This is a genomic window from Shewanella oneidensis MR-1 (assembly GCF_000146165.2).
Lineage (GTDB): Bacteria > Pseudomonadota > Gammaproteobacteria > Enterobacterales > Shewanellaceae > Shewanella > Shewanella oneidensis.
The window spans coordinates 695,751-710,890 of record NC_004347.2; the positions used below are offsets into that span (position 1 = coordinate 695,751).

Consider the following 15,140-nt stretch of genomic DNA (forward strand, 5'->3'; position numbering starts at 1 on the left):
TCCTATGAATGGATTATTAGTCGCAGGCAACTTCTTTGTTGACCGCTTAAATGCCCAAGGGCAATCAACGGGGATCATCGGCCCGATTAACACCACCAAGCTCGCTATTAAAACCGATGCCGATGAAAAAGTGCGTGGCAGTCGCAAGAAGGAAAGCTACGGCCAAGCCTTAAGCGTGGTGAAAATCGCCAAACCCGCTGAGGTGGAATGGTCATTCGACGATCAACCCGCCGAACTGATCGCCATGGCACTACTCGGTGATACCCAAGTGGTCAACTCAGGCAGCGGTACCTTAACCGATGAGGCCGTGACCTTACCTGATAATCAGCGTTGGGTGCAGTTACCTAAAACTAACTTTGCCACCCTTGGGTTTACGGTAAAGAAAGACGCGACCACCTTAGTACTGGGCACTGACTATGAGGTTAATTATGCCCTCGGTTTAGTGCGTGCCCTTAAAGGCGGTGCGGTAGAAGCAGGTGGTGCAGTGACTGTCTCAGGCCAGCATAACGCGATTAGCGGTACCTTGGTGCGCGGTGGTATTAAGGCCCAAACCCGTGCACGCGTGTTCGGGGAAGGTACCAACTTAGAAACAGGCAAGCCGATAAAGCTCGATATTTTCGATGCCAGCTTAAAACCCACAGCCGCATTGGACTTTGCCGCCAGTGAGTTTGTGAGCGCCACCCTTGCGGGTAAAGCCCAGTTAGTCGCGGGTAAGGATCATCCGTTCGAGTACCTAGAGCTGGATGCCTAAGCGGTTTTGCTTAACTCAAGGGCATGGCCGGACTCAATCGCCATGCTCTTTAATCCCCCTTTAACCGCCATTTAAACACCGAATATTTAGATACTAACGAGAGCATTAACGAGATAGCCATGGCTGATAAAACCTTAGAACTCGCCCTGCGGATCGTGGCCGAAGCCACGGGCAAGCAGCATATTGCCGCCTTGGTCGATGAGCTTAAGCGCATCGGGGCCGAGTCGGATGCGGCGAATCCTAAGACACAAGCCTTAGCCGATGAAATTGATAGCGTTAGCGACGCCAGCCAAGCGGGCGCGAATCAAGTTGATGAACTTAAAAACAGCCTTGATCCCTTAAGTAATCAGCTCGACCAAGTAGCCCAAAGCGGCCGCAATACTAGCAACCAAGCAGAGCAGCTCACTAACGAGCTTAAGCCCTTAGCCACTGGGCTGAACGATGTTGGCGATAGCAGCCAATCGACCAGCCAAAAGGCTAATACCTTAGCCAATAAGCTCGATGAGCTGGCCAATCAGCAAGACCTAATCAATACCTTTAAGCGCTCCCGCAATGAGCTTGAGCAACAAGAGCTTGCGGTGACGGCTGCGGCATTAGCACTGCAGGACTTAAAGCAGCGTGCCAGCCAAACCGACGCCCCCTTTGTGCAGCTGGCTCGCTCCATCGATGTGGCCGAAAAAGAGCTGGAGCAAATGCAGCGCGAGTTGGCGCAGCAATCGGCCAGCCACACTAAGCTGCAAAATGCCTTATCCAAATCGGGCATTGACTATAACAACCTCACCACCGCACAGCGCAAGTTAAGTAGCGAATTTGACGGTACTGGCCGCAATGTCGATAAGTTTGCTAATCAGTTAGATAAAGGCAATGCCAGTGCCCGCGATCATGCTGCCAGCCTGCGTGGTGTGATCACCCAAGTGACCGCCTTGGCGGGTGCCTATGTGGGCTTTGATCGCGTAGCTCAAGCAGTTAAAGACATCTTTGCAACCGGGGATCAATTCGAGCGCCTAGGTGTGCAGATGAACGCCGTGATGGGCGGATTTGAATCTGGCCGCCAAGCGACAGCTTGGGTAAAGCAATTCGCCATTGATGTGCCACTGCAACTCAATGAAGTTAACCAAGCGTTTGTAAAAGCCAAAGCCTTTGGCCTTGACCCGATGAACGGCACCATGAAGGCGATTGTGGATCAAGCCTTTAAACTCGGTGGCGGGTTTCAAGAAGTCGAGGGGATCACCTTGGCTTTGGGCCAAGCCTGGGCAAAACAGAAATTACAGGGCGAGGAGATCCTGCAACTGATTGAGCGCGGCGTTCCTGTGTGGGACATGCTGGCGAAAGTCACGGGCAAGAATAGCCTCGAACTAGAGAAGTTAAGCAGCCAAGGTAAGCTGGGGCGTGATGTTATCCAAGCCCTTATCGATGAGATGGGCCGCGCAAGTAACGGCAGTGCCGCCGCGCAAATGGCTTTGCTCAGTGGCCAAGTTTCCAACCTTAAAGATAACCTCACTAACTTTTACGACCTAGTGGCTCAGTCCGGTGCACTTGATTGGCTAAAAGGCCAGATCAGTGAATTGAATCTTGAGTTTGCAGCCATGGCAAGCGACGGCCGTTTAAGAGAATGGGCGCAGCAAATCAGCGATACCATCGTGAGCATTGGCTCAGCGGTGCAAGATGGCGCTGCCATGCTGTACCACTTCCGTGATGAAATCGGGTTTGTGGCTAAGGCATTTTTAGCCTTAAAAGTTGGTAGTTATTTTAGCCATGTGATCACGGGCGCTAATGCCGCTATTGGTGCAATGCGCTTGTATACCGGAGCTATTGCAGGCACAACCGCCGCCAGTGAAACCGCCACCTTAGCGGCAGGTAAATTAAAAGCCGCCCTCGCTGCCGCCGCTAAGGCTGGGTTATACCTGGCATTAATCAATGAACTGATTGAAGTGGCGCGGGTGTACCAAGAGCTGCTGATCGCCGAAGAAGCTTTGGCTAAATCCAAACGTACAACAGCTGCTAGCGCAAAACAGTTGGCGTTTTCCCTTAAGGATTTAAGCGAGCAAACGGGCGTTGCCTTTACCACTATGGCCGAGTTCAACCAGGCGGTGGATGACGGCAAGCTGATTTATGACGAGGCCAGCGGTAAATGGAAGAACGCCGCCAAAGCCATGGAGCAAGTCAAGCAGGCTGCCGTTGAGGTAGTTGAGCCGATTAAGCTGACGGTCGATGAAGCGCTGCGCCTGACCTTAACCTTAAGCGATCAGGTTAAAACCCTTGATGATGTTAAAGGCGGTATGGGCGGATTTATTCGCCAGATTGATGCGGCCTTAGAACCTTTAAAAGCAGCGGGAACAGAGTATGCGGGCCATGTAAAACTGCTTACTGAGCTGCGGGCAAAATTTGAGGAGCAGCAAAGCTACCTCGATGCCACGGCCAAAGGGACGGCAGCGTTAGAGCAAGCCTATAAGGACTTAGGTATCACCAGCAGCCAAGCCCTGACGGATGCGACCAACAAAGCCGAAACGGCATTTAACTTAATCAGAGACAACCGTGAACCACTTGAGCAACAAAAGGATGCATTTTTAGCCTGGGCAAAAGCCGCGCTCACTGCTGCCGAAGCCACTGGTGCTGTGGTACCAGAATCCCTAAAGGCGCAGGCGGCCACCCTTGGACTCTCTAAAGAGTTAAATGATCTTACGGCCAAACAGTACGGCTATACGGACAGCACTAAGGAACTCTCACCGGAACAGGCGAAGTTAAGCCGTGCCGTTGCCGAAACCGAAGCGCGCTTAAAACAATGCCGTGATGTGATGAATAGCTCGACGGTATCGAGCAAAGAAAAATCCAAAGCGCAACAGGAACTCATTAACCTGCAGGGCAAGCTGAGTGCGCAAACTCAGCAGCTTAGCGAAGTACAAGCGCTTGAGGCTGCTAACTATGAGCAGATCAAAAGCAAGTATGCCGCCGTAAGTGATGAAATGTTAAGGCTCGAAAAAGCCTATAAAGATGGCGGCATAACCGCTGAAGAGTATCTGCAACAAAAAGAACGCCTGGTGCAAGTGCTCAATGTACTGCAACGCTTAATGGGCGGCTTGCAAGACGGTGAGCAAGAGACTGACGAACAAGTTAAAAAGACCACTAAAACCTTAATTGAACAACGCCAAGAGCTAGAGCAACTAGAGGAAACCACAGGCCGCGCCACTGAGTATGTCAACCTGTTTGCGGGGGCTTATGCTCACCTCAATAAGCAATTTAGCTTTAACCAAGATAGCACCGAAAAGTTGAATGCTCGGCTCGATGAGCTGACCAAAAGCATTATGAACAATATGCGGGTAAACACGGGCTTTTGGGGCGTGCTGGCACAGCTCAGTAACCAAGCCTTTATCCGTGAAAAGCAGATCATTAATGAAACCTTGCTGACGCGTAAGTGGGCTGAAGAGCTTGAAAGCTCGACGATAACCCTTAGTCGGGTGAATCAAATCAGTCGCGAGTCCGGCTATTTAATCCGTGAATTAGGTGATGAAGAACTCAAGCCGCTGCAGGCCGCCATTGATGCGACCCGCAATCGGATTCTTGGCCTGCGTGACGATATCAACGCCACCTTGGGCAGTCTCAAAGATGAGATGGATCAGCTCAATAATAACCAAGCTGCTATCGAGAAGCGCCGCTATGAGCAGCAACAGGCCGAGCTTAAGGCGCAGCTCGATGCTGCCCGAACCGCCCAGGATAATGAGTCCATTGCCAGTGCCCAAGAAGCCCTGCAACTCAGTCAGCAAATCTACGCCACCAAACTCAAACAAATCGAAGCCGAGGCGGCAGAACGTAACGCACGGGCTAAAGATAGCGTATCAAGCAGCACCAACACCGCGACTAATTCCACGCGCAGCAATGCCAGCCAAGCGCCAGCGCCATCGGTCAACAATCCAAACACTGGCGGCAGCGTGCAGGTCTATCGGCTAGAGCTAGTGATGCCCTCCGGTAATGTGCTGAAGGCTGATTTATTGGATGAGTTTAAGCAGATGTTTTTACGCGAGTTAGAGCAGATTAAGGCGACATCATGATCACCCTAGACACCATTCAATTACCGCAATTTATTTGGCTTAACCGCATCGGTTATACGCCCTTTGTCTGCACGAGTGAATTTGCTCTCGATGGTTCGCAGCATATCGAAGTCGCGACTAAACAAGCTGGGCGATCCATTGTGTTATTCAGTGATGGCGAATCCATCAACCTATTTGAAGCCCTTGAAAACCACGCCAACACAAAGGGGGCGACTAGCTTCAATCTGGATATTAACGGCACTGTATTTAACGTGATTTGGGATTACCGCGAACAACCCATTAGCGGTGTACCAGCCATTAACTACAGCGATAGCGCCCCCGATGCTGTCGATGCCATCACCATCAAGTTAATCACTGTTTAAAGGCTATTTAATATGGCAACTTCCCCGACTCCAATTTCCCGCGATAGCTTAAAAATCTTCAAGCCTGAACTGTTAGGTTCGAGCAATGAGGCAGGCGGCCAGCGCACGAACAACGCTGTGCAATCAGGGCAGATTAACGAACTGTTTGATGCTATCTCTGATATCGATCATGCTCAATCGAGTATTGAAATAGCCAAGGCGTTCCCCACGCTTTACACCAATGACACGGGCAAGCTTAAGCAGGCCCATGTGTTTTTCAGTGAGCCGCCAGTCGATCCGCTGGTTAACGTGTTTATGATTGAATCCCCCGCGCTCAATGATGCGTCCCGTATGACCGACATGAAAGAAATTATCGAATCATCGGTAACGGCAGGGGAATTAATTCGCGAAGGTGGCCCCGGGTTTCTGGTGAATCAAAACTCATTTTCCTCCGATTACCTGCAGTCGTCATACCGCTTTAATGACCGCGACTACTGGAAAACGACTTATCTCACCGTGGGCCAAGTGATTTGTATTACCGTGGAATATACTGGGGTAGAAAACGCCGACTGGCCACGCAAAACTCATTTTTGCAAAGTGATTGGGACTCGAATTGTTAACGGCGAAGTGGGTACCGTGGTCTTTTCGCCGCCGATCCCCTTTGCCACCCCTTGGGCATCGTTGCAGGTTAATGGTCAAACCAAGTGTACTAAGTTGCGCTTATCTAACACCGCATCACCGCTTAAGTTCCATGGCGTCACAAGATTAACTGCTGTCGCCAATGGGGTGAATTTGGCCGTGGGGGCGACGCAGTTATCCTTGCTGCCAGCCATTACCACCATACTGCCAAAGCCGGGCAATACTATTGTTGGCGGCAGTGAGAATGGTGATGCCACGGTAAGCCAAGTGATCCGCAAAGTGATCAGTCAACCCGCCAGCAAAGGCACCTATAGCTATACCTTTACCACCCCGGATTTATTAACCGATGATAATGGCCTAGTTGCCGTTTCCACGGTACCTACGGCGAGTATGGGCGGGTATAACAGCTACATTCAATCGGTGACGGTTGGCACGGGTAATATCACAGTAACATTAAATTCAAACGTAAATTTTAATAATGTGACAACCGCAAGCCTGTTTTATGTGTCGTCCTATAAATACAGCATCTATTCAAGCGCCAGCCCGTTCCCAGCAAATAAGCAATTAACAGTAGGCAGTATTAAGGGCCGTGCGGTGTTTGCTGATGCCAATTATGCCGCCCAAAACGTGTATGAGAGGGTTAGCAGCGAAGGCGCAACAGGCAGGCTCTATGATGGCACTGAACTCTTAGCCACCATTAACTACTTAACGGGCGCAGTGACTAAGCAAGTGGTTAGCCGTGGTGACTTCACTCTAACCTATGCGGGATTGGTCGAATCGAGCGCGGCAGCGGCAGCAGGCGACAGCGTGGCAAAATTTACCTTGGCCGTACCTAATCCATTATTAGAAAGCTTTTATGTGCAGGTTGAGCGCATTTCTGACCGTGCGCTGATTAGCGCCTCAGCCAATGCTCAAGGTGTGGTTGCGGGTAGCGGAATCGCTGGCAGTATTAACAATGGTATTGTGGAACTGACCTTTAGCGCCCCCGTGGATTTAACCACATTGCGCTACGACATTAGCGACCAAGTACGGCAACTACCACCCGCTGAGATTTACGGCCTTAACCCGCTGCGTATCCCCAACGATGGCATTGTGAATATGTTCCGCCAGTGGGGCACGGTAGCGCTATCGCACTCACAAGTGCAGCAAGTTACCGCCACGCCTGGCACTGTTTATAACATTCGCCAAAACGCCGCATTTAGCGACATTACCGATGCCAATGGCGCGAGCCTTTGGACCAGCGGAAACACTCATTTCACTGTGAATAAAGCCGCAGGCACTGTCACCATTAACAGCGACTTTGCCGGATTCGCTGCTCCCTTTGTGTTAACCGATGTGATTAGCGAACTGGCGTTAGTCTCAAGCTTTACATCAAATGCCATCGTATTAGCCAAGCCCTTATCCCGTGAATACCCGATAGGGGCCACCGTAGCCAGTGTGCAGATATTAGGCGACCTGCAGGCCCGTGTTGGCCAAGTGCGCGATATGACCGCATGGGCCAATAATTGGGACGTTGACGGCGACCAAGCCACAGGCAATTACAACGCAGTGGATTACCCGATAGAGGTGAAAAATAACACCGCAGTAAACGAGGATTGGGCGTTAATTATGACCAGCGATAGCGCGTTCCGCTGCGTAGGTCGCCGCCTAGGTCAAATTAGTTCAGGCGATACCTTCAATGATTTTGCCCCTATCAATCCAGTGACCAATAGCCCGTACTTTGTGCTCAGAAAAGGCGGTTGGGGTGGTGGTTGGCAAACTGGTGAAGTGCTGCGCTTCCCAACTTTTGCCGCCTCAAAACCTATCATGCTGCTGCGCAATGTGCAGGTTGGCCACAGTCAAATCACCAAAGATAAAGCCGTGCTGTCATTCTTTGGCAACGAATCATAGGAGTAAGTGCAATGGGATTACCAGTTACCGTTTATCGCCACACAGACCCGGGCGCGCCGCAGTTGGTCAATGCTACCCCCTCGGAGTGGATTAACATTCTTAAAAAAGTATTGATTGAAGGTTATGGAAATAAAGAGCCACTCGGCTGGACATTAGCTTTTGAGAATGCCGGAACACAAAAGGTTGCTTTCCGAAATTCAATTGCTAATGGTGGTTCTGGTGGCTATTTTCAATTTTGGTCTATTACTGGCGGTAATAACTCACAACAAGGCTGTTATATAAAATGCGCGGGAGATATGTCTGATTTAGATGTATTTACTAAAGCCGGTGGTCTTAGATATGTAACACTTTCAAGCGTTGGTAAAGGCTGGGAAATTATAGGTACATCAAGGGGATTCTACCTAATACAGCATCGGACTGATTCACCAAAGATGCTGGTTGCAGCTAACACACTCTGTACTGGTCAACCCAAACTGGACACTTTTACTTGAGAATTCTCAAACTCTACAGGTGACAGATCGTTATTAGCAGAATGAAGTCGCTCCAAGTTGTAATATTTGATGTAAGCCGTCACATCTTGCTTCATAAACTCCCTTGTTGGTTGAGCAACTTTAAAAATCCAATCGTGTTTCAAGCTACCAAAGAATCGCTCAACAACGGCATTATCCCAACACGCACCCACATCACCCATGCTGGCTCGGATACCATAGCTCGATAGCAGCCTACCGAATTGTTTACTGGTATATTGCGAGCCTCGGTCACTGTGAAATACCAGCCCTCGCGCTGGTTGTCGCAGGTTGTAGGCTTTTATTAATGCCTTGGATATCAAATCTGTGGTCATGCGTTTGTCTATGCGCCATCCCACAATCCGGCGTGAATATAAATCCATCACCACAGCTAAGTACATCCAGCCTTCACCCGTCTTTAAATAGGTCACGTCACCCGCCCAGACCTGATTAGCCGATACTGGATTAAAGTTCATGTTTAACAGGTTATCAGCCACTGCATCTGAGTGTTTTCGCTGTGTCGTCACCTTGTAAGCACATCGCTGGGTTGCTTTGAGTCGAAGGCGGTGCATAATTTTACGAACGAGATAGCGACCAACCTGGTAGCCTTCCTTGCGCAATTTCTTCACCATTTCACGATTCCCTAAGCTGCCTCGACTTTGCTTAAATAGCTGTCGAACAAGGCGATAAAGCTTCAGTGTTTCAACGCTTATCACGTTTGCAGGGCGTTTATGCCAATCGTAATAGCCTGACTTACTGACACTCATTACTCGACATAACAGTGTTATGGGAAACAGGTGAGATTGCAGTTTGATGAAACGAAATCTTACTTCATTTCTCTCGCAAAGAAGGCGCTTGCCTTTTTTAGAATTTCTTTTTCCATGCGTAATTCTTTGTTTTCTCTACGCAATCGCTTCAACTCATCACGCTCAGACTCTTCTAAGGTGATGCCTTGTTGCAGGGCTTCGTGTTTTTCCTTCCAGTTGTAAAGCAGGCTCGTGCTAACTCCAAGAGACTTTGCCGCATCGGCAACGCTATAACCTTGCTCCAGCACCATCAAGACGGCTTCATCTTTAAATGCCTGCGGATAACTCTTATGTGATTTTTTCAGACTCATATAGACCTCTTAATTTATTGACCATACTGTCTCAAAATTAAGTGTCCGATGGGATTAGACCAGAACACTCTATTGGTGTTACTTCATTGGTGATATTCATAGTTTTTACCCTAATGATGTGAACTGTTTTTCACTTATTTCGGGGAGCAACAGTGGTGATTTAACTTCGGCACCTGCTGGTAGTGTCATTGGTTGGAATGGGACACTTTATGCCCAGTTGTATGCTGTTGATGGTGTCAATGCCAGCAGAATGTATGCAGCGAACCTTCCTTTTGTTAATACAAGTTCAAATACTTCCCCATTTACTAACGATGCTGAGCAATCGAATCTACAGCATATTTTTGCCATGCCGTTTTTAGAAATCTCATACAACGCCAATGATGCTAGTGGGGTTCCTGCAAATATCAGCCCGTCATTGCCTGTATGTCGCGGGACGATTCCCGGGATGAAGGTTTCATCATTTGTTGGTTACGTTAATAATAATTGGCCTGTAGATAGAGTCTTCGATGGAGAAACTTACATTTTACTAAGGTCTGTTTACGCCAATAAATTATGGATTAGTACGGGTGACTGGTATGCCTAACATTATCGATGTAAAACCCGCAAAGTCATCGGTTTATCATCAAGCCGTGGTAGACATTAAAGTTGATAACAACGCAGAGCGATTAATTGTAATGAATCGCTTAACATGCGAAATTTATTATGTTTTCAATTGCAAACAAGTGAAAAACATTAAACTGATAACGCCATTGGAACATGCGACAAACAATCTGTTATTGGTTGGTATACTCGATAATGATCTCAACTATAACGCTAAGTTTTTAGATGGTCGGCAAGCCGATTTAATTAACGGTAATCAAGTGACGATCCGCCCATGACAGCCATTGTTATCAGTTTTGATACACCATGGATTGCGGCCGCGTCACCTATTGTTCTTAGCTTTACTGATGAACCCACGCCAGAAGTGCCAGAGGTACCCATTAGCCCGGGTACCATTGGCATTATGTGCGGCATAGGTATTGCGGTTGGGCCAAGTGTTGCACAGCTACTCAGCATCGAGTCAGCCACCCGAACCATGGCCACGCAAATACGGCCACAATGGCAGGTTGGCCATGTGGCGCAAATGGTGACTGCCAAGTGGCAAGCTAAGGCATTAATGGGCATAACCGCCTCAGTGGTGTGGTGCTGGAATAACCTAGTGCCATGTAACCTTGATGTGCTGTGGTTGGTGCCCGATTTACATGCGGTGCAAGCTACTAGCCTATGGTTATCGCCAGATGCGGTGCAAACCAGCGTTGCCATGCCATGGCGACAACCAGTAGCGACAGGACAAATTATCGCATTGGGTTTACTGCAAGGTGAGTTAGTCGCAACTGAGGTTAAGCTAGCCCACTCAAATATTCGTGCGGCAGGCGATATGCAGGGCATAGCATGGGGGCCACATGCGGCACGGTGGGTGTGCTCCAGCAAGTATCGACCACCAAAAGGCAAGATCACCATTAACTTTAGTGATCCTTGGAAAGATGCCGCCAGCCCGATAGTGCTCAACTTTACCCCTTCACCAAACGTTTGTTACTGGGACGATGGCGGCGGCTTGATCGGCACTAACCCATCATTACCCACAATTGATTTTAAGATCCCCATTGAACCGCAAATTAGAAGGAGTTATCTCATGCAGCCGCAAATTAGTTGTATTCGGGTAAGTGATGGTGCGGCGGTGGTGCTGAAATCGGTCTCTATCGCTAAGTCGCGTTCCCAGTGGTCGAGCAGTGGCACTGTGGTGTTTTCATCCCGCATCGATGCCGAACGTGCGGCCAATGAGCTGCTAAAAATCAGTATTAACGGTTATGACTTTTATCTGCTGTGTGAGTCCCCAAGCGAGTCCAAGGGCTTTGGTAAGCAAAGCTTTAGTGCCACTTGCCGAGGTCGTTTAGCGCTGCTTGCCAGCCCTCATAAAAAGGCGAGCAACTATGTGAATATGGCCTCCCGCAGTTTTATCGGTTTGATGTCTGACATTGTGGCCAACACTGGCTGGTCGATTGCCAGCCGGATCTCCGATTTTACCATCCCCGCCAATGCCTTTAGTTATGCCACTAAAACGCCCGCAGAAGCGTTGAACATGATGGCGGCGGGGATTGGGGCCATGCTCGATGTGAATGATGAAACCCAAACAATTACCGTGATCCCCCAATGGCCCGTAGTGCCTTGGAACACTGCCAGCGCGATACCTGATGTGATTTTACACGATGGCGTGATCCTCGATTTTAGTGAGCAAGTGGACATTCGACCCGATGCTAATGCGGTGTTTGTGAGGGGAGAGCAACAGGGCGTTGCAGCAAAAGTGAAACGCTTCGGGACAGCAGGCGACAACTTTTGTGTTGATATAGTGGACAAGTTAATCACTGATAACCAAGCCGCCAGAATGCGAGGCACCACTGAGTTAGCCAATGCGGGTAATAAGGTGCAAACCTCAATACGCACTAAGGTGCTCGCGGATTTACCACCTATGCGACCAGGCATGTTGATTGGTGTTCGTAAAGGTGCCGAGGTGTTTAAGTCTGTGTGTGAGGCGTGGAGTATTAGCGCAACGGTGAGTGAGTCCACTGGTCAAGTGACAGTGAATCAAACCGTGAATTTACTGAGGAATAAAGCTGCTAGTGGAGTCGGGGCATGAGCAATATCTACCAACGCTTAGCGAACCTAAACCCTAAGCCGCAACGCAGTGTGGCGACTGTAGTTAACGTGGCGAATGGCAGTACGACAGTGCAGCACGCCGATGGGAGTTATCAAACCGTATTGGGTGACTCAGTTGCTAGCGGCAAAGCGTATATCGTTGATGGGCAGATCCAAGGCCAAGCCGCCGATCTGACTTATGTAGAAATAGAGATTTAAAAGAGAGCGGTCTGGCAATGCTACCAACATTACCAGACCGTCAACACACAGGATTACACCCTGTGAGCCAACCAAGGCTCCCTCACCGCGTCGACACGGCGAACCGAGCCTAGCATAAAAAATCCTAAAAAAGGAGGCTCACATGCCAAAACCGATCATCCCTTGGATGGGTGGTAAGCGTAGATTAGTTAAAGAAATTTTACCGTTATTCCCTGAGCATCATACCTATGTAGAGCCATTCTGCGGTGGTGCCGCTATGTTCTTCAGCAAAGATGAAGCGCGGGTGGAAGTGGTTAATGATATGAATGGTGATTTGGTGAATCTTTACCGTGTCATTAAACATCATTTAGAGGAGTTTATTAGGCACTTTAAATGGGCTTTAATCAGCCGTGAAGAGTTCCTATGGCAGAAGAATACTAACCCTGAAACCTTAACCGATATTCAGCGAGCGAGCCGATTTTACTATCTGCAAAAGTTGGCGTTTGGCGGCAAGGTATCTAGTCAGAACTTTGGGAGTTCGGCATCACGCCCTGCTGGTTTGAACTTACTGCGAATAGAAGAGGATCTCAGCATTGCGCATCTTCGACTTGCGAGAACTTATATTGAGCGGTTGGACTGGGCGGAATGTGTAAGACGATACGATAAGCCTGAAACCTTGTTCTATTTAGACCCGCCTTACTGGAGTACCGCAGGCTATGGCGTAGAGTTTGGACTAGAGCAATATGCCTTGATGGCCGAGCTGGCGAAGACTATCAAAGGCAAGATGGTGATCAGCGTTAACGACATCCCCGAAATGCGAGAGGTATTTGCTGGGTTACAAATGAAGACCCTAGGAATTAAATACACAGTAGGTGGTTCAGGCCGTTCAGGAGAGCAGCAAGAGCTACTTATCTGGAATTGGTAGACATATATATGAAAGCCCTCTTAATGAGGGCTTTGCTTTTTCTCATATAGGCGATACCATTTCTCACTTCGGGCGACGCGCTACACTAAGTTACATACGGTAAACTCTATCGTCTCAATCATTTAATGGCGATGGTCACAGAATTAAAACTTGCCGTGATGTTTTTTTAGACTAAAGTCGTTAGTGACAAAATTTTTTAGAGACTTTGGCCGAAATTAATGCGTAATAAGTGAAAATTTCATGGTATGAGGCATTGATTATCGGAAATATTCTGTAAAAATACCCAGTTGAAAACGTCAGAGACTTTCCGGCGCTATTCGTGGATCAAAGCAAGCGACGCTTCGCTTATTCAGACTAAAAAACTCATAGTGTATGTGTTGATTTAAGGGTATTGGCATATATGTATAACACAGCAAAGAAACAGGTTTGGTATGGTGAGCTGAGAACATCGAAGGGCAACGCGATTGTCGTCCATGACAACCAGCTGCCAGAGGCTTCCCCTGGACGAATTTACCTCTACAATACCGACCGTGATACCATTGTTGAGTACGTAGAAGACATCGTTAAAGTGAACCTATACGATTTAGATGATGCAGCACTAAAAGCGGCAGAGACTAAGTTTAGCGGTGCATGGAAAGCGGCTCGGGCTCAATTTATGAGCAAACATCAAGCTCGTATTGATCTGAACAACGTTAAGGATTCTGGTCCTGTTCGTAAGGCTAAGCCTGAGGCTGAGCCTGAAATCGAAACCGATGCCATTGGTGCTGATTTCGATGAAGATTGGGGCGATGATTTCGACGATTAATATCCAACTTGCCTCGGCAAACTGGATAAGGGTAAGGAATAAGATGATTTTATTCCTTACCAGCTTGTCTTCTAACACTCCGCAGTGTGATTTTACCGACTATCTTAGCTTTCAGTATCAAATTGATAGCGACTAATGTGATGGTAAATTTTACCCGGCACTAACCACACATCTTGGCCTAATTGGGTTTGATTCGGCGAATCAGGCAGCATTTGAGGCTCAATACACACCCCTTGATATTGATTTAGGCGTTGCTGATTTCGCCCTAGCGTGCCGGCTAAAAAGTTCGCACAATAGAGCTGCACACCGGGCTGATTGGTAAATACCGTCATGGCACGGCCGCTCACTGGACTGCTTAAACAACCAAAGCGGCGTAGCGAGCCATCGAGATTATCCATAAGATAACAATGATCATATCCTCGAGTGCTTGCTAATGTGGGGTCATGGAGTTTTTCTCCAAGGGTAACACCTTGAGTTAAATCGAAAATACTGTCTTTAACCTCGGCAATTCCCATAGGGATGCCGACTTCGTTCATCGTCAAATAGCGTGTGGCATCGATTTGAATCTGGTGCTGATGATTATTGCTAGTGCCATCAAGATTAAAATAGCTGTGCTGAGTCAGGCTCACCGGACAAGGTTTATCCACGGAGGCCAGTATTTCCACATAGAGATTATTGGCGGCAAGGCGATAGTCTAATTGCACCGTGCAATTACCGGGGAAGCCCATATCGCCATCAGGGCTAACTAAAGATAATCTTACCCCGTCGGGAAGTTGGCCTAAGTGCCAGTTCTTTCTGTTAAAACCTTCGCGGCCACCATGTAAGCAGTTGCTCGCTTGATTGATATCCAGTTGATAGGTTTGCCCCTGATGTTGCAGCTTGCCAAGGGCGATACGATTAGCAAAGCGGCCTACAATGGCGCCAAGGTGGGCATTTTGAGTCAGGTAATCTTCGGCACTGTCGCAGCCTAGAACGATATTGGCACGCTCACCCTGTTTATCGGGCGTCCAAAGCGCGCGAATGATGCCGCCTAAACTGAGCACTTCCAAGGCGATGATGCCATTGTCTATCCGCACACGTTCTATTTCGCCGCCACGGGGATCGGTCCAAGGATCTAATACACTGAAACGCACCATTTAGTTTCCCTCAATGTCAAAATGCCTACCGTAGATTATTTAACCTTTTGATTTTGCCTCTTAAAAATAACAAATACCACAAAATTCATGGCTGAATTCGTATGGTATTCGTG

General features: G+C 48.5%; 13 protein-coding genes. 11 read left to right on the forward strand and 2 right to left on the reverse strand.

Going from position 1 to position 15,140, the window contains the following annotated elements:
• Positions 1-4: 4 nt before the first annotated feature.
• The 5 genes from SO_RS03225 to SO_RS03245 all read left to right on the forward strand — a co-directional run bounded on the left by SO_RS03225 (position 5) and on the right by SO_RS03245 (position 8,158).
• On the forward strand, positions 5-751 hold the full coding sequence (locus SO_RS03225; protein ID WP_011071003.1) for a phage tail tube protein: 747 nt from the start codon (positions 5-7) through the stop codon (positions 749-751).
• A gap of 119 nt (positions 752-870) precedes the next feature.
• The gene (locus SO_RS03230) at positions 871-4,797 is read left to right on the forward strand and encodes a tape measure protein (RefSeq protein WP_011071004.1); all 3,927 of its coding nucleotides are present in this window, start codon (positions 871-873) and stop codon (positions 4,795-4,797) included.
• Entirely contained in the window at positions 4,794-5,159 is a 366-nt protein-coding gene (locus SO_RS03235) for a hypothetical protein (protein WP_011071005.1), read from the forward strand. The genes SO_RS03230 and SO_RS03235 overlap by 4 nt, the downstream gene beginning before the upstream one ends.
• A 12-nt stretch (positions 5,160-5,171) precedes the next feature.
• Entirely contained in the window at positions 5,172-7,667 is a 2,496-nt protein-coding gene (locus SO_RS03240; RefSeq protein WP_011071006.1) for a hypothetical protein, read from the forward strand.
• Between the two features lie 11 nt (positions 7,668-7,678).
• The gene (locus tag SO_RS03245) at positions 7,679-8,158 is read left to right on the forward strand and encodes a hypothetical protein (protein WP_164925613.1); all 480 of its coding nucleotides are present in this window, start codon (positions 7,679-7,681) and stop codon (positions 8,156-8,158) included.
• Here the strand turns inward: SO_RS03245 and SO_RS03250 are convergent.
• Positions 8,131-9,290, reverse strand: a protein-coding gene (locus SO_RS03250) for an IS3-like element ISSod1 family transposase (protein WP_141135407.1) whose coding sequence is annotated in 2 segments (ribosomal slippage) — positions 8,131-9,041 and positions 9,041-9,290 — 1,161 coding nt in all. Because the reading frame shifts where the segments join, the coding sequence is not laid out codon by codon here. The two genes, SO_RS03245 and SO_RS03250, sit on opposite strands and share 28 nt — an antisense overlap.
• 118 nt (positions 9,291-9,408) lie before the next feature.
• On the opposite strand from SO_RS03250, the gene SO_RS03255 reads away from it, so the two are divergent.
• The 6 genes from SO_RS03255 (at position 9,409) to SO_RS03280 (ending at position 13,891) form a co-directional block, all read left to right on the forward strand.
• Positions 9,409-9,873 carry a hypothetical protein gene (locus tag SO_RS03255; RefSeq protein ID WP_164925614.1) on the forward strand — a complete coding sequence of 155 codons (465 nt, stop codon included), beginning with the start codon at positions 9,409-9,411 and terminating at the stop codon, positions 9,871-9,873.
• The gene (locus SO_RS03260) at positions 9,866-10,168 is read left to right on the forward strand and encodes a phage protein (RefSeq protein WP_011071007.1); all 303 of its coding nucleotides are present in this window, start codon (positions 9,866-9,868) and stop codon (positions 10,166-10,168) included. Before SO_RS03255 ends, SO_RS03260 begins: the two co-directional genes overlap by 8 nt.
• Complete coding sequence (locus SO_RS03265; protein ID WP_011071008.1) at positions 10,165-11,964, forward strand: hypothetical protein; 1,800 nt, start codon at positions 10,165-10,167, stop codon at positions 11,962-11,964. Before SO_RS03260 ends, SO_RS03265 begins: the two co-directional genes overlap by 4 nt.
• Positions 11,961-12,182: a hypothetical protein gene (locus tag SO_RS03270; protein WP_011071009.1), complete on the forward strand. Its 222-nt coding sequence runs from the start codon at positions 11,961-11,963 to the stop codon at positions 12,180-12,182. Before SO_RS03265 ends, SO_RS03270 begins: the two co-directional genes overlap by 4 nt.
• Positions 12,183-12,324: 142 nt before the next feature.
• Positions 12,325-13,086, forward strand: coding sequence for a DNA adenine methylase (locus tag SO_RS03275; RefSeq protein ID WP_011071010.1), 762 nt, complete (start codon positions 12,325-12,327; stop codon positions 13,084-13,086).
• A 400-nt stretch (positions 13,087-13,486) separates the two neighbouring features.
• A complete protein-coding gene (locus SO_RS03280) occupies positions 13,487-13,891 on the forward strand; it encodes a hypothetical protein (protein WP_011071011.1) in 405 nt (134 codons plus the stop codon).
• Between the two features lie 104 nt (positions 13,892-13,995).
• Here SO_RS03280 and SO_RS03285 read toward each other — a convergent pair whose 3' ends face one another.
• Positions 13,996-15,027: an aldose epimerase family protein gene (locus SO_RS03285; RefSeq protein WP_011071012.1), complete on the reverse strand. Its 1,032-nt coding sequence runs from the start codon at positions 15,025-15,027 to the stop codon at positions 13,996-13,998.
• Positions 15,028-15,140: the final 113 nt, after the last annotated feature.

What these genes read in the sequence shown, in the direction of transcription:
- SO_RS03245 (WP_164925613.1), top strand. Translation starts at nt 7,679, where the DNA reads ATGGGATTACCAGTTACCGTTTATCGCCACACAGACCCGGGCGCGCCG.
- SO_RS03260 (WP_011071007.1), top strand. Translation starts at nt 9,866, where the DNA reads ATGCCTAACATTATCGATGTAAAACCCGCAAAGTCATCGGTTTATCAT.
- SO_RS03270 (WP_011071009.1), top strand. Translation starts at nt 11,961, where the DNA reads ATGAGCAATATCTACCAACGCTTAGCGAACCTAAACCCTAAGCCGCAA.
- SO_RS03280 (WP_011071011.1), top strand. Translation starts at nt 13,487, where the DNA reads ATGTATAACACAGCAAAGAAACAGGTTTGGTATGGTGAGCTGAGAACA.
- SO_RS03225 (WP_011071003.1), top strand. Translation starts at nt 5, where the DNA reads ATGAATGGATTATTAGTCGCAGGCAACTTCTTTGTTGACCGCTTAAAT.
- SO_RS03240 (WP_011071006.1), top strand. Translation starts at nt 5,172, where the DNA reads ATGGCAACTTCCCCGACTCCAATTTCCCGCGATAGCTTAAAAATCTTC.
- SO_RS03285 (WP_011071012.1), bottom strand. Translation starts at nt 15,027, where the DNA reads ATGGTGCGTTTCAGTGTATTAGATCCTTGGACCGATCCCCGTGGCGGC.
- SO_RS03235 (WP_011071005.1), top strand. Translation starts at nt 4,794, where the DNA reads ATGATCACCCTAGACACCATTCAATTACCGCAATTTATTTGGCTTAAC.
- SO_RS03265 (WP_011071008.1), top strand. Translation starts at nt 10,165, where the DNA reads ATGACAGCCATTGTTATCAGTTTTGATACACCATGGATTGCGGCCGCG.
- SO_RS03275 (WP_011071010.1), top strand. Translation starts at nt 12,325, where the DNA reads ATGCCAAAACCGATCATCCCTTGGATGGGTGGTAAGCGTAGATTAGTT.
- SO_RS03230 (WP_011071004.1), top strand. Translation starts at nt 871, where the DNA reads ATGGCTGATAAAACCTTAGAACTCGCCCTGCGGATCGTGGCCGAAGCC.